Raw genomic sequence first — 23661 nt, 5'->3', positions numbered from 1 at the left:
CATGGTACAAAAAGTTAAAAAGGCCGTCATTCCGGCCGCTGGATTGGGCACACGGTTTTTGCCTGCAACCAAGGCTTTGGCAAAGGAAATGCTGCCAATTGTTGATACGCCGACAATCCAATTTATCGTTGAAGAAGCAATTCAGTCAGGAATCGAAGATATCGTTATCGTCGACGGAAAATCAAAACGATCAATTGAAGACCATTTTGATTCCAACACGGAATTGGAAGACAATTTGTCTGCCAAGGGTAAAGACAAGTTATTGAAATTAGTTCAGGATACGACTGATTTGAATATCTATTTCATTAGACAGTCTCATCCACATGGTTTGGGCGATGCTGTTTTAAAGGCTAAGTCTTTTATTAGCAATGAACCCTTTGTTGTAATGCTTGGTGATGATCTGATGACCGATCGTGTTCCTTTGACTAAACAATTGGTTGATCGTTATAACGAAACCGAGCAATCGACTTTGGCAGTCATGCCGGTTCCTCATGAAGAAACTTCAAAATATGGCGTAATCGATCCTTCTAAGGAAGTTAAGCCGGGACTGTTCGAAGTTAAAAATTTTGTTGAAAAACCTCGTCCTCAGGATGCACCTTCCGATTTGGCAATTATTGGTCGTTACCTATTTACACCAACAATTTTTTCCGAACTGGAAAATACAATGCCCGGCAAGGGCAACGAGATTCAGTTGACTGATGCGATTGAAAGCCTGAACCATAAAGAACATGTTTACGCTCATCAATTTGATGGTAAACGCTATGATATTGGTTCAAAGATCGGCTTTCTTGAAACGAATATTGAATTTGGATTAAAGCATCCCGATACTGGCGATGAACTTCGCAAGTATATTAAAGAACTTGCCAAGACTCTTTAAGCTTTATACTAAAGTTCAAACAATCCGCGTCCGAATTGGGCGTTTTTTTATCTAATTGAGTGAAAATAGCAGCTGTGCTAAACTAACAATTAGTAAGTAGGAGATTTTATGACACAGAAATATGATGTCGTGATAATTGGTGCCGGACCGGCCGGGATGACCACCGCAACATATGCAAGCCGAGCAAATTTATCTGTCATGATGATTAATAAAGGTATTTATGGCGGTCAGATGAACGATACAGCCGAGGTTGAAAACTACCCGGCTTTTGATTCGATATTAGGCCCTGATTTGGCCGAGAAAATGTATGCCAGCTCAACTCGTTTTGGAGCCGAATACACTTTTGGAGAAGTCCAAAATGTCATCGATCACGGTAAAACGAAAACGATAGTTACCGATGATGAGCAATACGAGGCGAAGGTGGTGATAGTTGCTAGCGGAGCGACTCACCGTCACATCGGTGTTCCCGGAGAAGATAAATATTCCGGCCGCGGCGTTTCCTATTGTGCTGTTTGTGATGGGGCTTTCTTTAAAAATGAGCAAATTGTTGTAATTGGCGGTGGCGATTCAGCCGTTGAAGAAGCCAGCTATTTAGCTAATTTAGCTAAGGATGTTACGATTGTTCATCGTCGCGATCAATTGAGAGCTTCTCGAATTGCTCAAAAACGGGCTTTTGATACAGACAACATTGATTTTTCTTGGAATAAACGGACTGAAGAAATTATCGGCGACGATGAAAAAGTTACCGGGGTTAAAGTTCTTGACAAAATTTCCAATCAAGAATCTGTAATTAAGACAAATGGTGTTTTTATCTATGTTGGAATCGACCCGAATACCCAGGGCTTGGAAAATCTGGGTATTTTAGACGAAAAAGGCTGGGTCTTGACTGATGACAATATGCAGACCAAAGTCCCCGGCATTTATGCTGTTGGAGATGTTCGCAAGGATTCTATCCGTCAAATCGCTGCTGCGGTTGGTGATGGAGCGGTCGCAGGAAAAATTTTATTTGATTATATTCAAAGCCTCTCTGATACGGAGATAGAAGCCTGATATAATCATATTTGGCATGAAAATAAAGGTTATATCGTTTGGATTTAAATATAAACATCTTCCAGAGGCTTCAATTCTTTTTGATTTGCGTTTTTTAGATAATCCATATTGGCAGCCGGAGATGAGAACGATGACCGGACTCGATGAAAAAGTATCTGATTTTATTATGTCGGTCCCTGGAGCGAGTGAATTTTATGATAATTACAAAAGAACAATCGAACAGGTATTGCCGCTAGCTCAAAAAAAGGAGTCCAAGGGCGGCGATATACAATCGGAAATTGTGATTGCGTTTGGTTGTACCGGCGGTCAGCATCGGTCGGTTGCTTTTGCTGAGCGCTTGGGAAAAGATTTAAAAAAAGACGGATACAAGGTCACGATTTCTCATCGCGATCTGCAGAAATCTCTAAAAAAAGAACTTGCTAAAGTCAAAGAGGAGGCCAAACCGTGACGGGCAGAAAAAAAAGAAATATTGTCGTAATTGGTGGCGGTTCCGGCTTGCCGGTTATTTTGCGCCCTTTACGCGACTGCAATGTCGAGGTGACCGCAATCGTAACCGTTGCCGATGATGGTGGATCATCGGGTGTAATTAGAAACTTTATGAACATTGTTCCGCCTGGAGATATTAGAAATGCTCTGGTTTCTTTATCTCTGCTGCCGGAAGATTTTTTGGATATCTTTCAATATCGGTTCGACTCGTCGGATGAGTTTTTCAAAAATCACGCTTTAGGAAATTTGATCATTGCTGCGATGACGGAAATGTCGGGCGACATCTTTGGAGCAGTTCAAAAGCTTGGTCGTTATATGATGATTTCCGGAAAAGTTTATCCAGTTGCTAACGTTCCTTTGGTTCTGCATGCTGCATTTACCGATGGAAGCACCGGTGTCGGCGAACATGAAATTACGATTGCCCATAAGGTGATTGAAAAATTATCAATTACGACCGAAGCCGGAAAACAACCGGTACCTACTTCGGAAGTTTTGTTGGCGATTAATCATGCAGACATGATTGTCTTTGGCCCGGGTTCTCTTTATACTTCGATTTTACCGAATTTGGTTATTCCGGTTGTTGGCAAAGCAGTTAAGGAAAGTCCGGCAAAGAAGGTCTATATTGCCAATATTATGACTCAAAAAGGCGAAACCGATAATTACACGGATGCCAGCCACATTAAAGCAATTTATCATAATGTTTCCAAAAATATTATTGATTATGTTTTGACTAATACTGCTGTTGTTCCGGAAGATTATATCGATTATCAAAAATGGAACGAAATTTCGACTCAGGTTAAGGTCGATACAAATGAAGATCGCAAACTTGGCGTTACTCCGATTACTGGAGATTTTCTTAAGTTACGCGATCAAGGCGCTTTTCACGATGGTGATAAAATCGTTAGGAAACTGCTTGATATTTTGGATAATAAAATTAAATGACTTTTACCCAACAAGTTAAAAAAGAACTTTCGATATTGCCGATTAACGTTAAGACTTCAAAGTCGGAGTTATCGGCGATTTTTCGTCTGAATGGAATTTATCATCTCGGCACCGCTGTCGGAAATACTTTAGAAGTTCAAACCCAAAATCCTGCCAGCGCAAGAAGGACTTATCAGCTGCTTTCGCAAACCTATGAAGCCGATATCCAAACCAACATTGAAAGAGGAGGATCGGCGAAGATTTTTGGCCTCCATCGCTATGGCGTTATTACGATGAAGCAGGCCGATCAGATTCTTGCCGATATACAACTTGATCCCTTCTCCAGCGACCGACGAGTTCCGGAAGTCTTTTTGAATTCTCAAGCAAAGCAACAGGCTTTTTTACGCGCTGCTTTTTTATCGACCGGATCGGTTAACGCTCCGAATTCTAAAAATTATCATTTGGAAATTTCTGCCGCGGATGAAGATTTAATCGAACAAATTTTTTCAATTATGAATAATCGTAATTTTAATTTGGGTGCAAAAATCGCCGACCGTCGGAACAAATTAATCGTCTATTTAAAAACCGGTGAACGAATCTCAGACTTTTTATCAATTATTCAAGCCACCAGTTCGATGCTGCATTTTGAAGATGCGCGTATCATGTCGGATATGCGTAATTCGGCCAATCGTTTGGCTAATGCCGATAATGCCAATGTGACCCGAATGGCCGAAGCCGCCGAAAGACAATACGAGGCGATGGATTTTTTGCGTCAGCAGAATCGTTTGGATAATTTACCGGAAAAATTGAAGATTGTTGCTGACTTGCGTTTAAAAAACCCGGAGGCCAGTTTAAGCGATTTGGCGGGAATGATCGAAGGGCAGGAATTGACGAAATCCGGAATTAATCATCGAATGCGAAAATTGATGCAAATCGTCAAGGAATTGAATCATAAAAAAGTTTGACCTTTCTTGACCATTGAACTATACTAATTTTATTAAATTTAAGGAGGCGCGATATGTGGCCTGGAGTTATTGAACAAACAGCAAATGGACGCGAGAGTTATGATCTTCCAAGTCGTCTTTTAAAGGACCGAATTATCTTGGTTCAAGGAGAAGTCGAAGATCAAATGGCAACAAGCATTGTTGCTCAACTATTGTTCTTGGATGCTCAAGATCCAAATAAAGATATATATATGTATATAAATTCACCAGGAGGATCAGTTACCGCTGGTATGGCAATCGTTGATACAATGAACTTCATCAGATCAGATGTTCAAACAATTGTCATGGGAATGGCTGCCTCGATGGCAACTATTATTGCTTCATCCGGTACCAAAGGCAAGCGTTTTATGCTTCCAAATGCCGAGTACTTGATTCATCAGCCGATGGGAGGCGCCGGAGCCGGCACCCAGCAGACCGATATGTCAATTATTGCCGATCAACTTTTGAAGACTCGGAAGAGATTAAATAACATCTTAAAAGAAAATTCCGGTAAGCCGATCGAGAAGATTGAAAAAGATACCGAGCGTGATCATTGGATGGATTCCAAGGAAACCTTGGACTATGGCTTGATTGATAAGATTTTAATTAATAAAGAAAAAAATAAATCATAAAAGAAGAAGTAATTATTAAGAAGCCGTTTGACTTCTTTTTTTTGGCAAACTTAATTACTTCACATTTGTAAATGCTTCACAAAAGTGATATAATTTTTAAATGAAGGAGGTTTCCAATGGAAATTGACATAAAGGCCTATCTAATAGATCACAATTTGACGATTTATCAAGTTGCCAAGGCGGGAGGATATGGCTATACAACAATTCATAAATCTTTTAACAAACCACAATCCGATGCGACGAGTCTGAACCTGCGGGACCTCGATGCTCTCGCACAAGCCACTCAAAGCAGTATGTGGGAGGTGTTAAAAGAGTTAGAAACCGATTATTTAGAAGATTGATAGGAGGATTCAATCATGGCTAATAATGATTATTTTAATAACAGTAATAATGATCCATTCAACTCGATGGATGACATATTCAATAATTTAATGGGACGAATGAACGGAATTAATTCCGAATCCCGTTATCTAATCAATGGACAGGAAGTAAGCCCGGAAGAGTTTGCTGCTTACCGTCAAAGTGGCAAAATGCCGATTAACGGTCAATTTCAGGAAGTTGGGTCACAGGCTCAGCCCGGGCAGCTTGGGACGGCTGTTTCTCAAAAAAATGGTCAATCAAAGAAAACGGGTATTTTGGAAAAACTCGGCCGTAATTTGACCGAGGAAGCGCGACAAGGCAAACTAGATCCGGTAATCGGCAGGAACAAGGAAATTCAGGAGACTGCAGAGATTTTAAGCCGACGGACAAAGAACAACCCGGTTCTAGTTGGCGACGCTGGAGTCGGGAAAACGGCTGTTGTCGAAGGACTGGCTCAGGCGATTATCAATGGAAATGTTCCGGCAGCAATTAAAGGCAAAGAAATATATTCTATCGATATTTCTGCTCTTGAAGCAGGAACTCAGTATCGTGGAAGTTTTGAAGAAAATATTCAAAAATTAATTAGTGAAGTAAAAAGTGCCGGCAACGTGATCCTTTTCTTTGATGAAATTCATCAAATATTAGGAGCCGGCAACACCGGAGAAGAGTCCGGATCTAATGGAATGGCTGATATCTTAAAACCGGCTTTAAGCCGAGGTGAGGTTTCTGTGATCGGAGCCACGACTCAAGACGAGTATCGGAATACGATTATGAAGAATGCTGCTTTGGCGCGTCGCTTTAACGAAGTAACTGTTAACGCGCCAAGCCCGGAAGATACATTGGCAATTCTAAAAGGTGTCCGTTCGCTTTATGAAAAACACCATCATGTTAAGTTTCCCGACGATGCCTTAAAAGCGGCTGTTGATTATTCAGTTCAGTATATTCCACAAAGGTCCTTACCGGATAAAGCGATTGATTTGGTGGACATGACAGCCGCTCACTTATCGGCTCAACACCCGGTGACAGACAAAGTCAGTTTGGAAAATGATTTGAAAAATGCCAAAACCGAACAGGACCAGTCTGCGGCAAAGGAAGATTTCGAGAAAGCTGCCGCTGCCAAAAAGCGGGTCGAAGAGCTTGAAGATAAGTTAAAAAACGTTTCCAGCGAAAATAAAAAAGAAGAAGTTGTTGTTAAACCGAATGATATTGCTCAATCGGTCGAGCGTTTAACCGGTATTCCTGTTGCCAAAATGGGTGCGAATGATATTGAGCGCTTAAAGGGGATCGCCGGTCGTTTAAAGGGCAAGGTAATTGGCCAAAACGAGGCCGTTGAAGCAGTTGCACGAGCTGTTCGCCGTAATCGGGCCGGCTTTGACGAAGGGAATCGCCCGATTGGAAGTTTTCTATTTGTTGGACCGACTGGAGTAGGAAAAACCGAATTGGCCAAACAATTGGCTTTGGATATGTTCGGTTCCAAAGATGCGATTATTCGTCTGGATATGTCCGAGTATTCCGATTTAACTGCTAGTTCTAAGCTTATCGGTACATCGGCTGGATATGTCGGTTACAACGATAATCAAAATACGCTTACAGAAAAAGTCCGGCGCAATCCTTATTCGATTGTTTTACTTGATGAAATCGAAAAAGCTAATCCACAAATCATCACTCTATTGCTTCAAGTTCTGGATGATGGCCGTTTGACAGATGGTCAAGGCAATGTTGTCAACTTTAAGAACACAGTTGTGATCGCTACTTCAAATGCTGGTTTTGGAAATGAATCGGATAATAAAAAAGACCAAGACAAGTCGATTATTGAACGTTTGGAGCCCTACTTCCGGCCGGAGTTCTTGAATCGTTTTAATGCCATTGTTGAATTTAGCCACTTGAGCAAAGAAAATCTAAAACAAATTGTTGAATTAATGCTTACGGAAGTTAATCAAACGTTGGCAAAGAAAGGCATCAAGCTGGAAGTCACCCAAGCGGCCAAAGATTATTTGATGAATCAAGGATACGATGAAGCGATGGGCGCTCGTCCTTTGCGAAGGGTGATCGAACAGCAGATTCGTGATAAAGTTACTGATTTCTATCTCGATAATCTTAACGCCAAGAATCTCAAAGCAGATATCGATAATGGAACAATTAAGATCACTGGAAAGTGACCCATATTAAAAAATCCCTAAAAATTATTTTTGGGGATTTTTTTTTAACTTTTAAATAATTCAACCGGAAGTAATGGAGGATTGGCAAAATGGATATCCGGTTTTTCTATTCGTTTAAAGAGAAGATCAATCAAGGCGTCGGCAATTTGGGAAATCGGCTGAACGATTGTTGCGATGTCGGTTAGGTACAAACGAACAAAAGCTGTACCGTCGTAACCAACCACAGGGATTTTTTTAAAATTGTTCTCTTTAATGATTTTATTGATTTGAAGAGCAGTCGTATCGTTGTTGGCGAAAATACCATCGAATTTATTTCCAGAAAGCAAATCTTTCAACTCTTCGGATTTTTTTTCTTCCGTGAAGTGAGCATCCGGAAAAGAAAATTCTTCAGCTTGAACGTTTGCTTTATGGATCGGATTTAAAGCACCGATTGCCCGCAATGAGGTTGGGGATTTTGAATCGTCATCATCAGTAATAATGGCAATTCTTTTGGCTCCTTGATCAATTAAATACTGGGTAGCCAACTTTCCGCCATTGAGATTGTCCGAAGAAACAATTGGAATTTTGTCCGACAAAAAACGATCGAAAGAAACAATTGGCATATTCACCTGATCGTACTCTTCAACACCAAGATTATGCGAGCCTGTGATAATCCCTTCAACCATATTGGCAGCCAGCATTCCAAGATAGCGTCTTTCCGCTTCGACATTGTTTGCCGAACTGGCAATAATGATCTTATATCCCTTAGCAGATAGCTTGACTTCCAATTCGTTTGAAAGTTCTGAGAAAAAGGGATTTGCAATTGTTGGGAAAATTAAACCAATAAATTTTGATGATTTCCCTTGCAGCGAACGCGCTAAGGCGTTTGGGTGATAGTTCAACGCTCTAATTGCTGCATAGACCTTATCATGGGTTTTTTTGGAAACGTGTGGAAAATCGTTTAAGACGCGCGAAACCGTTGTGATTGTTACGCCAGCTCTTTTAGCGACGTCCTGTAATTTTGCAACCATAAAGAATTCCTCTTGCTACATTTTAACAATCTTCGGCCGACCTGTGAATTCTTCCTCTTCTAAAAAAAACTAATGTTAAGAATATTCCCTGATTTTAATAGTTGTTTCCATAAGAAAAACCGGATTTAAATCCGGTTTTTCATTAATTAAAATAACTGTAATTTTTTATCCATGTGAGTGAACGGTTGACAACCGTTTTCGGTGACGTGGACGCAGTCTTCGATGCGGACTCCCAAGTCTCCTGGAATATATACACCGGGTTCGAGACTAAAACACATCCCCGGTTCCAAGACGAGATCGTTGCCCTGCATAATTGAAGGGTATTCGTGTTCGGACATGCCCATTCCGTGCCCTAAGCGGTGGATGAAATATTTTCCATAACCGGCCTTTTCAATGATATCGCGAGCTATTTTGTCCAACGAGGCAGCAGTTATGCCTGGCTTAACGGCTGCCTGAGCTGCTAACTGGGCTTCCAAGACTACTTGGTGAACTTCTCGCATATGATCGGTTGGCGTACCCAAAGCAACCGTCCGACTGGCATCCGAGATATACCCTTTATAAACAGTGCCCAGGTCAAACAGAACCAGTGAATTATTTTTTAACGCCAAGTCCGATGTTTCCCCGTGAGGATCGGCCGCATGTTCGGCTGTTTGAACCAGAGTACCAAAGGACATTTCCGGAACATTGCGGTTTTTTGTTGCAAATTCAAGTTTGGCAGCAACTTGGAGTTCTGTTTTGCCGACTTTCAGAGCCTTAAAACCGGCTTCGAAAGCTAAATCGGCATCCCTACCGGCTTGTTCAAGCTTCTTTATTTCATCTTCGTCTTTAATCAGACGCTGATGCTCGATAACCGGCGTTAAATTAAATGAATAATCGGCATCTGGAAAAGCTGCCTGAAGGCGATTAAAACGAGATAGAGTCAAATTTCCCTGCTCGGTTGCTATTTTTTTTGGATTGGCGCTACGCTCTTTAATATGGTCATAGATCATTTCTAAGCCGTCTTCATTATCTTGGTAGCCATATAAGTCGTAGGGCCAGCCAACCGATTTAACGACTTCGACTTCTAAAGCCGGTGCGAAGATGAAAGGATCCTTATCGGCAAAAACGATCATTGCCAAAATCCTTTCATAAGGATTGGAACCGAATCCGGTGATATATTGAATTGTTTTATAGTCTGAAATAAAAGCGAAGTCGATCTGTTTATCGACAAGGGTCTTTTGCAATTTGTTTAATCTTGTCTGATTGAATTTAGCCATAGATCGAGTATAGTTCAAACAACTTTTGTAGAATGAAGATATGACAAAATTATTGTTGTTGCAAAAAATTAAGGATCCGGATCTTAAACAGATCCATCGTGATTTTCCTGATTTAGAATTGATTAACGCTGACGAGATGACTAATGAACTGGTCGACCAAATTGAAATTGTTTATGGCCAATTTAGTCATCTTCAAAAAGGTTATGGCTTCAGTTCTTGGTTTGGCAAAGTCGTTCCAAACGGTAAATCCCTAAAATGGGTTCAAACAATTTCTGCTGGGATTGATTTTTTGCCACTTGATCAACTGGCAAAACGCGGAATTATGGTTTCTAATATGAGTGGCCTTCATTCTGAAGCAATTTCGGAAAATGTTCTGGCTTACATTTTGATTTTGAATCGCGGATTAAAATTCGCTCTTGCAAATCAAGCAAAGCAAAGTTGGGACTTTAATTTTCCAAAAATCAAGCAATTGCAGGATAAGAAAATTCTTATTTTCGGGACTGGCGCAATTGGTTCAGCAATCGCTAAAATATTGCAGGCTTTTGATGTTGAAGTTATTGGTGTTAATCGCCACGGAAAGGATCTTAAATATTTTGATCGGGTTATTACTCAAGAGCAGTTGGGAGATTTTGCGGATGCCGACTATTTGATCAGTGACATGCCCTTGACAACACAGACTCGTGGTTATTTCGACTCGGATTTCTTTTCACTGTTTAAAAAACAACCAATTTTTATCAATGTTGGCCGGGGACCGAGTGTTGTTGAGAAGGACCTAATTAAAGCTTTGAAAGCTGATATCTTATCCGGTGCTGCTTTGGATGTTTTTGAGCATGAACCGCTTGCGAGTGATTCACCACTTTGGAAGATGGAGAATGTGATCGTAACTCCTCACTCCTCAGCGTTTTTGGAACATTTCCAACGCGATGCTTATAAAATTTTCGGACCGAACTTAAAAAGTTATTTGGCCAATGGTAAACTGGCCGTTAACGAAGTTAATTTAAAAGAAGGCTATTAATGAAACATCAGACAAAGATTTTGCATTTAAAAAACGGTTACGACATTTGGTCGGCTTCTTTTGGAAACCCCGCTGCACCGATTAAATTGTTGACTCTTCATGGCGGACCCGGTGGAACTTCCAAAGAATTCTGGCCGTGGGCAGAAAATTTTCAAAAATATGTTGGTATGGATGTTCAAGTATTCACTTACGATCAGCTTGGTTCTTTCTGGTCGGAATCACCCGACTGGACGAAGAAGGAAAACGTTGATAAATTTTTGAATTATCAATATTATTTGGATGAATTGGAAGAAGTCCGCTCTTTGATGGGCCTTGATCATTTTTATCTGTTAGGGCATTCCTGGGGTGGTGTGTTGACCTACGAATACAGTTTGGCTCATCCCGAACATTTGAAAGGCTCAATTGTTTATTCAATGACAGATAACATTAAGGATTATGTCACCTCGATTAATCAGGAACGTTTGGATTTGCTTGGTCAGGACGAAGTAGACTATATGAAATCAATTGAAGCCAAGGAAGATTTTTCCGATTCTCGCTATCATGCCGATCTAAATAAATTGTATAAAGAGAATATCGAGAGAACGGCGAACTACAATCCCGATGCCGGTCCTGATCTTTTGGCAACTGATGTTTATAATCACTTTCAAGGAAATAACGAATTCGTCGTTACCGGTATTTTGAAAGATTGGAATATTCGTCCGCGTTTGCATAATATTAAAATTCCAATGCTTCTCACAACCGGCGAAAAAGATACGATGCCTGTCTGGTCGATGAAAGAAACAGCAAAAACGATTCCCGGAGCGGAATTGTTTGTTAACAAAGACGGTGGCCACCATCATGCAGTCGATCATCCGGTGGAATTTTATAACAATTTGGCGGCTTTTCTGAAGCGCACCGAAGCGGCTCAATGAGTTTGAAAGATCCTTCTGCGGGTCTTTTTTAACACGGCTATAATTTTAATATGTATGACTTTTTGACGGGCATCATTAAAACGATCGCGGCGGGTTACGTGGGCATCGATGTTAATGGAATTGGTTTTCGCGTTTTTACGCCCAACCCTTATGAATATAATCAAAACGATCAAACGACAATCTTTACTGAACAAATTGTTCGTGATAATCAGATTAGTCTTTATGGTTTTAAAACAGTTAAAGAAAGGAATCTTTTTCAAAAACTGCTCAATGTTTCCGGAATCGGACCAAAATCGGCCTTGGCAATTATTGCCGGTGGCGATCGTGATGGGCTGATTGCCGCTGTCGAGAACGGTAAACCGAAATATTTAACTAAGTTCCCGGGTATCGGAAATAAAACCGCCCAACAGATCGTTCTTGATCTCAAGGGAAAATTGGGCGATTTTTCGAAAAATATCGCTCCGATGAAGAATCTGTTGGAAAATTCTGCTGAATTGGATGATGCCTTGGCCGCCCTAGTGGCTTTGGGCTTTTCTTCAAAAGAAGTTAACAAAATAAATCCAAAATTAGCCAGTCTTGGTGAATTAACAACCGATGCATATATTCAAAAAGGACTTAAACTATTAACCAAATGAATGATGAAGATCAAAAAATTTTAGATGCAAAACCAATCGCGGACGAGATCGATTCTGAATTGACATTGAGACCAAAGTATTTGAGGGAATATATTGGTCAAAAAGAGATTAAGGATCAACTGTCTGTGTATTTAAAAGCCGCCAAACAACGGGACGAAGCTCTTGATCACGTTTTGCTTTTTGGACCACCTGGGTTGGGCAAAACTACTTTGGCGATTGTTATTGCCAACGAGATGGGAGCGAAAATTAAAACAACCTCGGGACCGGCCATTGAAAAAACCGGTGATCTGGTTGCTTTATTGAATGAATTGACCGCCGGCGATATTTTATTTATCGATGAAATTCATCGCTTGCCAAAGTCGGTTGAAGAAGTTCTTTATTCGGCAATGGAAGATTTTTATGTTGATATCGTTGTTGGCCAGGGAGAAACGGCTCATGCGATTCATTTTCCGTTACCGCCCTTTACTTTGATTGGTGCAACTACAAGAGCTGGAATGCTTTCAGCACCATTAAGGGATCGGTTTGGGATTGTTGCTCATATGCAATTTTATCCGGTTAGCGATTTAAAATTGATAGCCAAACGTACAGCTGAAATTTTCGATACTTCGATTGCCGGTTCCGGTGCTGCTGAATTGGCTTTGCGTTCGCGGGGGACACCTAGAATTGTTAACCGTTTGCTGAAAAGAGTCCGCGATTTTGCTCAGGTTGCCGGCAAAGATACAATTGACGAACAGATTGTTGACAACGCTTTAAACAAATTACATGTTGACGCTCGCGGATTGGACGAGACCGACTTGAAATATCTCAATACTTTGATACACCAATATAAAGGTGGTCCAGCCGGCGTGAATGCCCTTGCTTCTAATATTGGCGAAGATAGTGAAACGGTCGAGGAAATGGTCGAACCTTATTTACTCCAAATCGGTTTTATTCAAAGAACTCCGCGGGGTCGCCAGGCGACCCAAGCTGCTTATGAGCATCTTCAGATTCCCTATCAGACCGGTCTGTCTTGATTTGAATAATATATATAGCTATAGCTTGAATTGATTTTTTTGACCGAGCCGTTTAAAGAGGATTAGGCCGATTTGTTTTTTAATCTCCGTTTGCAAGTAATTATTTTTTGAAAGAAGAAAAAAATGACTGAAGAAAAAGTACCACACTATACTTTGAGTGATTTTGATTATAATTTGCCGCATGAATTAATTGCTCAAACCCCTTTAAAACAGCGAGATGCCTCACGTTTGCTCCTTTTAAATGCTAAGACCGGCGCTTATGAAGACAAGCATTTTTATGACATTATCGATTATCTAAATCCTGGTGATGCGCTTGTAATGAACAATTCGCGTGTTATTCCGGCTCGGCTGCGTGGCTGGCGTCCTGAAACCAAGGGACATGTCGAAGTACTTTTATTAAGACAGGATCATGGCGATGTTTGGGAAACTTTGATTAAACCGGCCAAGAAATTTCCGGTTGGTTCGGTAATTGATTTTGGTAATGAGAATGAAACGATCATGACCGGTAAAGTTGTTGGCGAACTTGAACATGGTGGCCGTTATGTGGAATTTCAATATGATGGAATTTTTATGGAATTGTTGGATAAGCTTGGCGAAATGCCGCTTCCGCCATACATTAAAGAGAAATTAAAAGACCAGGAACGCTATCAAACAGTATATTCAAAAATTGAAGGATCGGCGGCAGCTCCAACTGCCGGCTTGCATTGGACTCCGGAACTGCTTGACAAGGTTCGCGCAAAGGGCATTAAAACAATCGAATTGACTTTGCATGTTGGCCTTGGAACTTTTCGTCCGGTCGAAGAGGAAAATATTGACAAACATAAAATGCATTCCGAATTTTACCAATTGAGCCAGGCAGCGGCCGACCAGATCAACCAAGTTCGCAATAATGGCGGTCGGATTGTTGCTACCGGTACAACAACGATTCGAACTTTGGAAACAATTGGTCATAAATTTAACAGGGATAAATATGGAGGCAATGTTCAGGCGGACTCCGGTTGGACTGATATATTTATTAAACCTGGTTTCAGATGGACAACTGTCGACGCTTTTATTACCAACTTTCATTTACCAAAATCAACGCTTGTTATGCTGGTCGCCGCGTTTACGGGTCGTGAAAATATCCTAAATGCATATAAGCACGCGATTCAAGAAAAATATCGTTTCTTTTCTTTCGGGGATGCGATGTTCATCCATAAGTGAATTTATGATTGAGCAGTTTTTAAAAACTGTTTTTTCTTTGCTCTAAAATTAGATTATGTGTACTTCGATATTTCAAATCGCATATGACCACAGTCACCTTCTTTCTCGGACAATGGATTGGCACGGTTTATATGCCTTTCCACTTTTTGTTCCGCGTGGGTATAAGTGGAGTTCAGTTTACGATGGGAAAGAATACATCAATAAATATGCTGCTATTGGATCAGGCCATGACCGAAAAATGCACGCCGATTTATCGGATGGCGTGAATGAATTTGGTTTATCCGTACAAAAATTGACTTTTGCCAATGCCAGTCGGCAATATGCCAAAACGAGAAATGAAAAGAAAATTCAGTTGGCTCCTTTTGAATTTGCCTTTTGGGCAATGACAAATTTTCGTTCGGTCCAGGAATTGATCGAGTCCTTGCCGTCAATCGAGGTTATAAATGACAACGAAGCGCTGAACAAATATGGCGACGCCGATCTGCATTATGCTGCTGCTGATCCTAGTGGACGTTTTGTTATTATCGAACCTTTGTCGATGCCGATGCGGGTCATTGAAAATCCTTTGGGCGTCGTAACGAATGCTCCTAATTTTAAACGCGAAGTCAATAAACTGAATGACTATATGCCTTTGCTTCCCGAATACTTGAATGGACAACTGTCCTACAATTCCCAGCATGTTGCTTCAAAAGATTTTTCCGGTAAAAAACAGTTGCCGGGCGGTTATACTCCCAGCGCTAGATTTATTCGCGCAGCTTATTTAAAAGAAAGAAGTGATTCGGCAGCCGATCAGGAAGAACAGCTCGTTAATGCCCGCAATATTTTAAATTCCGTTACAGTTCCGAAGATGTCGTCCCGTTCAGACACTTATACGGTTTATCGTTCGGCGGTTGCTTTGGAAACAAGGACTTTATACTACGAAAACTATTCCGCAACCGGATTGTTTAAATTGGTGCTTAATGATAGTCTGTTAGAACAAAGCAAAGAGATTTTTTTTCAAAGAAGATACAAGCAATTTTCAAACTATTTCTTTAAATTGATTGTTGTCTTAAGCGATAATTTTTGTTTAGGAAGCTTGATTGATAAAATTAAGATGATGTCCACATTCGAAGAACAATTAGATCGTCAAAAACATATTCGTAATTTCAGTATTGTTGCTCATATTGATCACGGGAAATCGACTTTAGCTGATCGAATTCTCGAGATGACTCATTCGGTTGCTCAAAGGCAAATGAAGGCGCAGATTCTTGACGACATGCCGTTGGAACGCGAACGAGGAATCACGATCAAGATGAATTCTGTCGAAGTTCACTATGATGCCAAAGATGGCCAACGCTACATTTTTCATTTGATCGATACTCCTGGTCACGTGGATTTTTCCTATGAAGTTTCCCGCGCTCTTGCTGCTGCTGATGGGGCGCTTTTGGTCGTTGATGCAACTCAGGGAGTTCAAGCCCAGACTTTGGCGAACGTTTATTTAGCAATTGATAATGATTTGGAAATCTTGCCGGTTATTAACAAGATCGATCTTCCGTCGGCCGATCCAAAAGGAACCAAAGCAGAGATTGAAGACGATATTGGAATCGACACAAGTGATGCAGCTGATGTTTCTGCCAAAACTGGTCTGGGAGTTGCTGATCTTCTTGAGAAAATCGTTAAAATAATTCCGGCTCCCACCGGGGATTTGAATGCTCCTTTACAGGCCCTAATTTTTGATTCGAAATACGATTCCTATCGCGGGGTTGTTTTATCGATTCGTGTCAAAGAGGGTCAAATTCATCTTGGCGATAAAATTCGTTTAATGAATGCCGGTGCTGATTATGAAGTCACTGAACTGGGCGTTTTTTCTCCCGACGCTACACCACGAAAAGAATTGATTGCCGGAGATGTTGGCTATTTAACCGCTTCTATCAAGGACATCCATATAGCGCGTTCCGGCGATACAGTCACAAATGCCGATCGTCCCGCTCAAAAGGCGCTTCAAGGATATCGGCCAATGACGCCAATGGTTTATGCCGGTATTTATCCAACCGATAATGGTAAATATAATGAGCTTCGCGATGCTTTGGATAAATTAAGTCTTAATGATGCCAGCCTAGAATACGAACCGGAGACTTCAACTGCACTCGGTTTTGGTTTCCGTGTCGGTTTTCTCGGCTTGCTGCACATGGATGTTGTTCAAGAACGTTTGGAACGCGAGTTCGACTTGGAAATCGTTATTACGGCGCCCACGGTTACTTATCATGTAATCAAAACCGATGGGAGTGAGGAAGATATTTCCAATCCGTCTGATATCCCGGATGCCAGCAGCATTAAAGAAATTCGCGAACCCTTTGTCAATGCAACGATTATGGTTCCCGAACAGTACGTTGGCACAGTAATGGAACTTGCGCAAGCTAAGCGCGGAATCTTCGATACAATGGATTATCTCGATAAATCACGTGTCAACGTTAAATATAAGATGCCTTTATCGGAGATAATTTTTGATTTCTTCGATAAAATAAAGTCTTCTACCAAGGGTTATGCCAGTCTCGATTACAGTCTTGCTGGATTCTTTGTTTCTGACTTAAAAAAGATCGACATTTTGTTAAATGGTGACAAGGTCGATGCTTTGAGTTTTATATCTCATAAAGATTTCGCCGACAATCGGGCTCGGGTCGTAACTGGAAAACTAAAGAAAGTTATTCCTCGCCAGAACTTTGAAATTCCGATTCAGGCAGCGATTGGATCAAAAATTATTGCTCGAACAAATATTAAGGCTTATCGAAAAGATGTTACCGTTAAGATTCACACCGGAGATCCTGATCGACGTGCCAAACTGCTCGATAAACAACGGGCCGGCAAAGCGCGAATGAAATCGATTGGGCGGGTAGATGTTCCCCAAGAAGCCTTTATGGCTATTTTGAAGAATTCAGATGATGAACAGTATAATAAGGGACTCTCGTGAAAATTGATCATTCCAAAGGATTATTTTTTTCGGCGACAATTGCCGTGCTTTTGTTGACTTTCTTTTCGATCTTTTATCGTTTTCAAAATAGGCCGACACTAGCAATGGCAGAAAAAGACGCGAAAAGCATTTTTTCAGGGGCTGTTTCTAATAATCTATCGGAAAAGTATTTGTATGGCGGCAAGGCCACTTCGAAAGAGCTTTATATAAAAAAATAAAAAAGAATCTATTAAATGGACTTGTTTTAAGCAATTCTTTGATTTACAAGAATCATCAATATAAGAAAAATCAGGTTTTAGATAAAATTGCCGAAAGAATTTATCGTCTAGAATTTAAAAATCGTCAAGTGAAAATCGAAAGTGTCAGTCTGAATAATTTTCATACGGTTACGGTGGACTATAAAGTAAGGCAGATTATCTTATCAAAGGTGCTCGACAAACTCAGCGCTTCCTCTGAAAAAGACCTGGCTGCAGCTGAAAAACAAACCAGTATCAGTGATCTCAATCAATCACAGATTGCCTTTTTGCAATACATTCTTATCTCTATTCATTGGGATAAGTATTTTTCAGAGTATAATGCTGCATCTTGGTCAAAAAGTAGTTTCCAAATGATTTTCGATCCCAAAAAGCAGCACTACTTAATCAGCAAAAAAACGTTACAATCTATTCAGACAAGTGAGATAAAAAATGGCGAATAATAAGATATCCCAAACAACAAAAAAGCTCTCCCAAATTTTTAATTCAGAAAAGCAACCAGCTGTTTTCTTTGATAAGAATGTTTCGACTATTGAAGAGAATAATTCCTTGCTTGATGGTCAAACCGATGTGCCGGTACTTGATCCTCACGATCTTTTAGTAGAAGTTCAGGCAGTTTCTGTCAATCCGGTTGATACTAAGCTGCGTCAAACAGGAGTGGCATCCAAGATTAAAATTCTTGGTTACGATGCTTTTGGAATTGTCAAAAATACCGGGAAAGATGTCACTCGTTTTCATGCGGGGGATCGGGTTTATTATGCCGGCACGACCCAGCGACCCGGTAGTAATGAAAAATTTCAGGCGGTCGATGAAAGACTGGTTGGTCGTGCACCGGAAAAATTAAATAAAAGTGAAATTGCAGCAATGCCGTTAACCAGTATCACGGCTTATGAGATTCTTGTTGATCAACTTGGCTTAAGATTTCAAAATCACGCAGCCGATGGCAAAAATATGTTGGTAATTAATGGGGCTGGTGGTGTTGGCTCTGTGCTGCTGCAAATGGCAGCTTATCTTGGCATTAATCTTTCGGTAACTGCTCATTCATCGGAATCGATCGAATGGCTAAAAAAGTATTCAGTCGATAAAATCTACGATTATGAAAATATTGACGAAACACTGGCCGATCAAAAATTCGACTATATTGTTTTTCTCTACGATCCGGCTCTCTACTGGGATATTGCGATTAAGCATATTAAACCGTACGGACAGCTGGTGTCAATTGTAGGCACCAATAAGCCTTTAAATATGGGGCCTTTGAAAAACATTGCAGTGCAATTCAAATGGGAATATATGTTTGCCAAATCGGATTTCAATCATAATATTTTGAGTCAGGGCCAGGCGCTTGATAAAATTGCTATTTTGTTGGACGCCGGAATCTTAAAAACGACACTTAATAAAACTTTTGATCTAATTAATGCCGAAAATTTACGGCAGGCCTATAAACTGGTTGAAAGCGGAAGAATGCAGGGCAAAGTTGTTTTGAATGGACCGTTCGACAAGGCTTTAAAGTGACTTCGCGCTTTTTTTTAGAGAATAGCCAGGAATTTTTATCGGGAAATAAGATTTCCAAAAAAAATAATCCCGATGTTTTTCATCATTTAAAAGATGTTCTGCGTGTCAAGGATAAAGATTTGGTTGAATTGGTTGCCGGTCAATCGGCTTATTTAGTTCGGGTTAATGAGATCTCTGCAATGGAAGTCTTTTTTAATCGGCTGGATAAACTTTCGAAAGATCCGGAAATACCGGTCAAGACGACAATTGTTGTTCCGCTTTTAAAATCTGATCATCTGGATTGGCTTATTCAAAAAGCAACTGAACTAGGCGTTTTTAAGATCATTCTCACTAATTTTTCCTATAGTGTTGTTAAAGATATAAAAATCGAAAAGAAACTTCAACGTTATGAAAAAATTGTTAAGGGAGCAGCTGAACAATCCCATCGCCTGCTTGTTCCAGAAATTATTTATGAAAAAAAATTTATTGAACAAGCTGGATTAAGTGATCATCAAATTGGTATTGTTGCTTGGGAAGAGAGTGCTAAGGCCGGAGAAAAATCGAATTTGTTTAAAATGATTCGTTTGGCAAAACTTGATTCCAAGTTCAATGAGATCGTTGCTGTTTTTGGTCCTGAGGGGGGAATCAGCAAAAAAGAGATTAAAAAACTTGAATCAAGCGGTTTCATCACAGCCGGATTGGGTCCGAGAATTCTGCGTGCGGAAACAGCTCCACTTTATTTGCTCTCATCCGTCAGTCTTTTGATAGAATTGAGCTAACTTATTATGGTTAAGATAATTAAAAAGCGATATTTATTTTGGTTTATGATTTCGATTCTTCTGAGTGCCTTAGGACCGTTAATTTTTCGAGCACATTTTTTGGATGGATCCAGGAGAATAATTTGGTTACTAGGAGTTATTTTTGGTGGTTTCTCGTTGTATAGTGGTTATTATTTCCGCCGTTTTGGATTACGTTTTTGGGGTATCTTCATTTTTCCTTTAACTTTTAGCCTGATTAATTATTTTTCCAAGCTTGTTTTTGGTTCTTCGCTGATTACTTACAGTTATGCTTATTTCTTCGCCGCCTTTTATGTTGTTCTTGCGCTTTTTACTTTTGTCGGCGACGATAATCATGATTCTGATTTGGATAAGCAAATACCGGTTGACGACGGTTTTAAGGAGCTTCATGATGGCAAAAATTGAGAATCGCTCTTTTGAAGATGTCCACGATATTTATGTAAAGTATTTAGCTCCTGATCAGGTCAAACGAGTTGATTCCGCTTATCAACTTGCAAAAAAGATGCATGCAGGCCAAAAACGCAAGTCTGGAGAAGACTATATTTATCACCCGATTCAGGTTGCTGGAATCTTAGCGGATTTGAAAATGGATCCAGACACGATTGCTGCTGGTTTCTTGCATGATGTTGTCGAAGATACGCCAGAAACAAATGATGAAATTCGTCAGAATTACGGCGATGATGTTGCCGATATTGTTGACGGTGTGACCAAACTTGGTAGGATTCATTATGAATCGACCGAAGAAAACATGGCTGAAAATCACCGTAAATTGCTGTTGGCAATGGCTAAGGATGTCCGGGTTATTATCGTTAAACTTGCCGATCGTTTGCATAATATGCGAACTCTTCAGGTCCATCGACCGGAAAAGCAGCATCGGATTGCCAGCGAAACACTTGATATTTATGCTCCTCTGGCTCATCGACTTGGGCTTGCCAATATTAAATGGGAACTTGAAGATTTGAGTCTTCGTTATCTTGATCCGGATGAATATCATCGAATTGCCAAAATGATGCATTCTCGTCGTGAAGAGCGTGATGCCGATATTGCTTCGGCGACAAAACAAATAGAAAAAGTAATTAGTGATTTGAAAATTGGTCATTTTGAAGTTACCGGCAGACCAAAGCATATTTATTCAATTTATCGGAAAATGACCGATAAGCATAAACAGTTTTCGGAAATTTATGATTTGCTCGCAATTCGTGTGTTGGTTGACAGTGTTGCCGATTGTTACGCGGCTTTGGGTACGATTCACGCTAATTGGAAGCCCCTGCCAGGGCGTTTTAAAGATTACATTGCGTTGCCAAAACCCAATGGCTATCAGTCACTACATACGACGATTATCGGTCCGAATGGTCATCCGTTGGAAGTTCAAATCCGCACTTTTGAGATGCACCAGGTTGCAGAGTTTGGTGTTGCTGCTCACTGGGCTTATAAAGAAAATAAAGGTTCTGAAAAACAGGCTCGCGTCAGCGATTCGGATCAGCAGCATTTGAATGCAATCCAAGGGATCCTTGAATTGCAAGAGGGTGCAACTGATGCAGAGCAGTTTGTCGATACCGTTAAAGGCGATCTTTTCTCTGACCGAGTATATGCTTTTACGCCTAAAGGTGACGTTTTTGAACTACCTGTTGGTTCTAAGCCAATTGATATGGCTTTTGCTATTCACTCTGATATTGGGCTGCACACGGTCGGCGCTAAAGTAAATGGCAAAATTGTGCCTTTAGATTATGAGATTCAAACGGGTGATATTGTTGAAATTGTGACTTCACCGACGCCGAAAGTTTCTCGTGATTGGCTTGGGCTGGTTGCGAGCCGACGGGCTCGAAATAAGATTCGCGCTTATTTTCGCCAGCAGGCACGTTCTTCCAATATCGAAGGCGGTCGGCAAATGCTTGAGGAATATTTGCAGGAGAAACAGCTGCCAGTTGATAAGGCGATGACGGAAGAAAACCTAACCGTTACGGCTACGAAGATGCATTTGTTCTCGGGCGATGATTTGTTGGCAATGATCGGTTATGGGGAAGTTTCCTTGCAACAAGCCGGTAATCGTTTGACGGAAGACATCCGAAAAAAAATTGCCGAAAGGAAAGCCGAAGAAGTTCAAAAAGCTTTGCTTTCTGGTAAAGAGGATGCGGCAAAGGACTTAATCAGAAAAGGCAGCGCTCCGATTGTTAAAAATCGTCCTGAAGAAGACATCACGATCGCTGGTATCGATTCGCTTTTAATTCACCTTTCTAAATGTTGTACGCCGATTCCCGGGGATAAAATTATTGGCTATATCACAAAAGGACGTGGGGTAACTGTTCATCGTGCCAACTGTCCTAATATTAAAAAATCGATTGAAAAAGGCGAGCGTATTATTGAAGTTGAATGGAATAATCCGGATGGCAATAGGCCGAATTATGATGCTGATTTGACTGTCAGCAGTTCCGATCGTCCGGGTATTTTAAACGATGTTATTCGTTCGGTTAACTCTAATACTCATTATCTGAATGCCGTATCGGCTCATAATGAAAAAGACGGTGTTGGTATTATCAGTTTGACTGTCGGGGTAAAAAATGTTGAACAACTGCAGCATATAATTGATTCGATTGCCGGCGTTCATGACGTTTATGAGGTAACCCGCAGCTTTCATTAAACTTTTTCATGCCGTTATTAAAAACAAGTTTTATCATAAAACTTGTTTTTATTTTGTCTTTGATAAAGATGGCTGGACATTGTCAAACCAGTCCTGCAATCCTTTTTTGACGTCTTGAGCAATGGCTTCTTGGTAGGAAGCTGATTTTATGTACTGAAAATCGTTTGAATTATTTAAGTAACCCATTTCCAACAATACAGAGGGGAGATAAGTATAGTGGATTACGTAAAAGTTTCCGGATCTCACACCGCGGTTTGATAAGGGTAAATTATTAAAATGCTTTTTCAGGGTTTCTGCAAGGCTGTATGAATTAGTCGTTTTTTTATGATAATAATATTCAGTAAAGCCAGTCGCTGCATTTGCAACCGTATAGTTATCGAAATGAATACTGATAAAAGCATCGGCATGATATTTTTTTGAGATATTGCTTATTTTGGAAAGCGGCCACAAAAGTTTATCACTGTCGCGAGTCATAATTACACGGGCACCGGTTGATTCCAGAGCTTTTTTAATTTTTCGTGCTGTCCTTAAAGTATAGGTTTTTTCGAAATACTTAGGATCTGTCGCCCCATCAATCGCCAATGATCCTGGATCTGATCCACCATGCCCAGGATCCAAAACAATCGTTGCTTCTGTCATTCGGGTGACTTTACTGACATTATTTGCTTTTCCTTCTGCAACCCAACTGGCAACCCAGCCGGTTTTTTTGTCGATACTTGAACGAACTTTCAGCCACCCGTGTTTCTCTTTAAGAATCGTTAATTTTTCTGAATTTGAAAAAGTTGCCAATTGTTTGTACATCGGTCCCGGGCCGTCACGCAAAACCGTTTTCTTGGCTTTGGTAGTAATTGATTTTAAATTGCTGCTTTTCTTGATTTGATCAGGAACATAAATCGAGGCCACTAACAATAAACCAGCAATAATTAAAACAGCCGAAACGATTAAAGGAACCTGTTTTTTTAAAATCCTTCTAAGCACAGGCAGATCATATATCAAAATTATTCTGACAACATTTATCCAGTG

The 23661-nt window shown here is 40.5% G+C and carries 23 protein-coding genes; 20 read left to right on the top strand and 3 right to left on the bottom strand.

Annotated features, from left to right (window positions below; genetic code table 11):
- The first annotated feature begins 1 nt into the window (after position 1).
- From galU to A3G9_RS0105320, 8 genes are all read left to right on the top strand, one after another.
- Positions 2–877 carry a UTP--glucose-1-phosphate uridylyltransferase GalU gene (gene galU / locus A3G9_RS0105355; protein WP_002818421.1) on the top strand — a complete coding sequence of 292 codons (876 nt, stop codon included), beginning with the start codon at positions 2–4 and terminating at the stop codon, positions 875–877.
- A gap of 108 nt (positions 878–985) precedes the next feature.
- Positions 986–1927, top strand: coding sequence for a thioredoxin-disulfide reductase (gene trxB, locus A3G9_RS0105350; protein WP_002818422.1), 942 nt, complete (start codon positions 986–988; stop codon positions 1925–1927).
- Between the two features lie 16 nt (positions 1928–1943).
- The gene (locus tag A3G9_RS0105345) at positions 1944–2375 is read left to right on the top strand and encodes a RapZ C-terminal domain-containing protein (protein ID WP_002817243.1); all 432 of its coding nucleotides are present in this window, start codon (positions 1944–1946) and stop codon (positions 2373–2375) included.
- Positions 2372–3355 carry a gluconeogenesis factor YvcK family protein gene (locus A3G9_RS0105340; RefSeq protein ID WP_002817244.1) on the top strand — a complete coding sequence of 328 codons (984 nt, stop codon included), beginning with the start codon at positions 2372–2374 and terminating at the stop codon, positions 3353–3355. The genes A3G9_RS0105345 and A3G9_RS0105340 overlap by 4 nt, the downstream gene beginning before the upstream one ends.
- Positions 3352–4299 carry a DNA-binding protein WhiA gene (gene whiA, locus A3G9_RS0105335; RefSeq protein ID WP_002817245.1) on the top strand — a complete coding sequence of 316 codons (948 nt, stop codon included), beginning with the start codon at positions 3352–3354 and terminating at the stop codon, positions 4297–4299. Before A3G9_RS0105340 ends, whiA begins: the two co-directional genes overlap by 4 nt.
- Positions 4300–4352: 53 nt before the next feature.
- Positions 4353–4949, top strand: a complete 597-nt coding sequence (locus A3G9_RS0105330; protein ID WP_002818424.1) for an ATP-dependent Clp protease proteolytic subunit — start codon at positions 4353–4355, stop codon at positions 4947–4949.
- A 116-nt stretch (positions 4950–5065) separates the two neighbouring features.
- Positions 5066–5290, top strand: coding sequence for a hypothetical protein (locus tag A3G9_RS0105325; protein WP_002817248.1), 225 nt, complete (start codon positions 5066–5068; stop codon positions 5288–5290).
- A 15-nt stretch (positions 5291–5305) separates the two neighbouring features.
- A complete protein-coding gene (locus A3G9_RS0105320) occupies positions 5306–7468 on the top strand; it encodes an ATP-dependent Clp protease ATP-binding subunit (protein ID WP_002818426.1) in 2163 nt (720 codons plus the stop codon).
- A gap of 44 nt (positions 7469–7512) precedes the next feature.
- Here A3G9_RS0105320 and A3G9_RS0105315 read toward each other — a convergent pair whose 3' ends face one another.
- Both A3G9_RS0105315 and A3G9_RS0105310 read right to left on the bottom strand, forming a co-directional pair.
- Positions 7513–8478, bottom strand: a complete 966-nt coding sequence (locus A3G9_RS0105315; protein ID WP_002818428.1) for a LacI family DNA-binding transcriptional regulator — start codon at positions 8476–8478, stop codon at positions 7513–7515.
- 146 nt (positions 8479–8624) lie between these two features.
- Positions 8625–9734 (bottom strand): aminopeptidase P family protein, encoded by a 1110-nt coding sequence (locus A3G9_RS0105310; protein WP_002818429.1) that lies wholly within the window; start codon positions 9732–9734, stop codon positions 8625–8627.
- A 40-nt stretch (positions 9735–9774) separates the two neighbouring features.
- Here A3G9_RS0105310 and A3G9_RS0105305 point away from each other — a divergent pair, with 40 nt between their 5' ends.
- From A3G9_RS0105305 to A3G9_RS0105250, 12 genes are all read left to right on the top strand, one after another.
- Positions 9775–10749, top strand: a complete 975-nt coding sequence (locus A3G9_RS0105305) for a phosphoglycerate dehydrogenase (protein WP_002821408.1) — start codon at positions 9775–9777, stop codon at positions 10747–10749.
- Positions 10749–11660, top strand: a complete 912-nt coding sequence (locus A3G9_RS0105300) for a proline iminopeptidase-family hydrolase (protein ID WP_002821407.1) — start codon at positions 10749–10751, stop codon at positions 11658–11660. The genes A3G9_RS0105305 and A3G9_RS0105300 overlap by 1 nt, the downstream gene beginning before the upstream one ends.
- 50 nt (positions 11661–11710) lie before the next feature.
- Positions 11711–12295: a Holliday junction branch migration protein RuvA gene (gene ruvA, locus A3G9_RS0105295; RefSeq protein WP_011677520.1), complete on the top strand. Its 585-nt coding sequence runs from the start codon at positions 11711–11713 to the stop codon at positions 12293–12295.
- Positions 12292–13308 carry a Holliday junction branch migration DNA helicase RuvB gene (gene ruvB, locus A3G9_RS0105290; protein WP_002818435.1) on the top strand — a complete coding sequence of 339 codons (1017 nt, stop codon included), beginning with the start codon at positions 12292–12294 and terminating at the stop codon, positions 13306–13308. The genes ruvA and ruvB overlap by 4 nt, the downstream gene beginning before the upstream one ends.
- Positions 13309–13431: 123 nt before the next feature.
- Complete coding sequence (gene queA / locus A3G9_RS0105285; protein ID WP_002818438.1) at positions 13432–14511, top strand: tRNA preQ1(34) S-adenosylmethionine ribosyltransferase-isomerase QueA; 1080 nt, start codon at positions 13432–13434, stop codon at positions 14509–14511.
- Between the two features lie 112 nt (positions 14512–14623).
- Positions 14624–17458: a translation elongation factor 4 gene (gene lepA, locus A3G9_RS1000000110430; protein WP_002820997.1), complete on the top strand. Its 2835-nt coding sequence runs from the start codon at positions 14624–14626 to the stop codon at positions 17456–17458.
- On the top strand, positions 17455–17676 hold the full coding sequence (locus tag A3G9_RS0105275; RefSeq protein WP_002818440.1) for a hypothetical protein: 222 nt from the start codon (positions 17455–17457) through the stop codon (positions 17674–17676). Before lepA ends, A3G9_RS0105275 begins: the two co-directional genes overlap by 4 nt.
- A 38-nt stretch (positions 17677–17714) precedes the next feature.
- On the top strand, positions 17715–18155 hold the full coding sequence (locus A3G9_RS0105270; RefSeq protein ID WP_002818441.1) for a hypothetical protein: 441 nt from the start codon (positions 17715–17717) through the stop codon (positions 18153–18155).
- The gene (locus A3G9_RS0105265; protein WP_002818442.1) at positions 18145–19224 is read left to right on the top strand and encodes a zinc-binding alcohol dehydrogenase family protein; all 1080 of its coding nucleotides are present in this window, start codon (positions 18145–18147) and stop codon (positions 19222–19224) included. Before A3G9_RS0105270 ends, A3G9_RS0105265 begins: the two co-directional genes overlap by 11 nt.
- The gene (locus A3G9_RS0105260) at positions 19221–19982 is read left to right on the top strand and encodes an RsmE family RNA methyltransferase (protein ID WP_002818443.1); all 762 of its coding nucleotides are present in this window, start codon (positions 19221–19223) and stop codon (positions 19980–19982) included. The genes A3G9_RS0105265 and A3G9_RS0105260 overlap by 4 nt, the downstream gene beginning before the upstream one ends.
- 6 nt (positions 19983–19988) lie before the next feature.
- Positions 19989–20405, top strand: a complete 417-nt coding sequence (locus A3G9_RS0105255; protein ID WP_002818444.1) for a hypothetical protein — start codon at positions 19989–19991, stop codon at positions 20403–20405.
- Entirely contained in the window at positions 20392–22638 is a 2247-nt protein-coding gene (locus tag A3G9_RS0105250; protein WP_002818445.1) for a RelA/SpoT family protein, read from the top strand. The genes A3G9_RS0105255 and A3G9_RS0105250 overlap by 14 nt, the downstream gene beginning before the upstream one ends.
- Positions 22639–22686: 48 nt before the next feature.
- Here the strand turns inward: A3G9_RS0105250 and A3G9_RS0105245 are convergent, their stop codons facing one another.
- On the bottom strand, positions 22687–23616 hold the full coding sequence (locus A3G9_RS0105245; protein WP_002820998.1) for an N-acetylmuramoyl-L-alanine amidase family protein: 930 nt from the start codon (positions 23614–23616) through the stop codon (positions 22687–22689).
- Positions 23617–23661 lie beyond the last annotated feature (45 nt).

The organism is Oenococcus oeni DSM 20252 = AWRIB129 (genome assembly GCF_000372485.1).
Lineage (GTDB): Bacteria > Bacillota > Bacilli > Lactobacillales > Lactobacillaceae > Oenococcus > Oenococcus oeni.
This window is presented reverse-complemented; position numbering and strand designations above follow the sequence as displayed.

Coding starts and splice junctions, on each gene's coding strand:
- galU (WP_002818421.1), top strand. CDS start 2: ATGGTACAAAAAGTTAAAAAGGCCGTCATTCCGGCCGCTGGATTGGGC.
- trxB (WP_002818422.1), top strand. CDS start 986: ATGACACAGAAATATGATGTCGTGATAATTGGTGCCGGACCGGCCGGG.
- A3G9_RS0105345 (WP_002817243.1), top strand. CDS start 1,944: ATGAAAATAAAGGTTATATCGTTTGGATTTAAATATAAACATCTTCCA.
- whiA (WP_002817245.1), top strand. CDS start 3,352: ATGACTTTTACCCAACAAGTTAAAAAAGAACTTTCGATATTGCCGATT.
- A3G9_RS0105330 (WP_002818424.1), top strand. CDS start 4,353: ATGTGGCCTGGAGTTATTGAACAAACAGCAAATGGACGCGAGAGTTAT.
- A3G9_RS0105325 (WP_002817248.1), top strand. CDS start 5,066: ATGGAAATTGACATAAAGGCCTATCTAATAGATCACAATTTGACGATT.
- A3G9_RS0105320 (WP_002818426.1), top strand. CDS start 5,306: ATGGCTAATAATGATTATTTTAATAACAGTAATAATGATCCATTCAAC.
- A3G9_RS0105315 (WP_002818428.1), bottom strand. CDS start 8,478: ATGGTTGCAAAATTACAGGACGTCGCTAAAAGAGCTGGCGTAACAATC.
- A3G9_RS0105310 (WP_002818429.1), bottom strand. CDS start 9,734: ATGGCTAAATTCAATCAGACAAGATTAAACAAATTGCAAAAGACCCTT.
- A3G9_RS0105305 (WP_002821408.1), top strand. CDS start 9,775: ATGACAAAATTATTGTTGTTGCAAAAAATTAAGGATCCGGATCTTAAA.
- A3G9_RS0105300 (WP_002821407.1), top strand. CDS start 10,749: ATGAAACATCAGACAAAGATTTTGCATTTAAAAAACGGTTACGACATT.
- ruvA (WP_011677520.1), top strand. CDS start 11,711: ATGTATGACTTTTTGACGGGCATCATTAAAACGATCGCGGCGGGTTAC.
- ruvB (WP_002818435.1), top strand. CDS start 12,292: ATGAATGATGAAGATCAAAAAATTTTAGATGCAAAACCAATCGCGGAC.
- queA (WP_002818438.1), top strand. CDS start 13,432: ATGACTGAAGAAAAAGTACCACACTATACTTTGAGTGATTTTGATTAT.
- lepA (WP_002820997.1), top strand. CDS start 14,624: ATGGATTGGCACGGTTTATATGCCTTTCCACTTTTTGTTCCGCGTGGG.
- A3G9_RS0105265 (WP_002818442.1), top strand. CDS start 18,145: ATGGCGAATAATAAGATATCCCAAACAACAAAAAAGCTCTCCCAAATT.
- A3G9_RS0105255 (WP_002818444.1), top strand. CDS start 19,989: ATGGTTAAGATAATTAAAAAGCGATATTTATTTTGGTTTATGATTTCG.
- A3G9_RS0105250 (WP_002818445.1), top strand. CDS start 20,392: ATGGCAAAAATTGAGAATCGCTCTTTTGAAGATGTCCACGATATTTAT.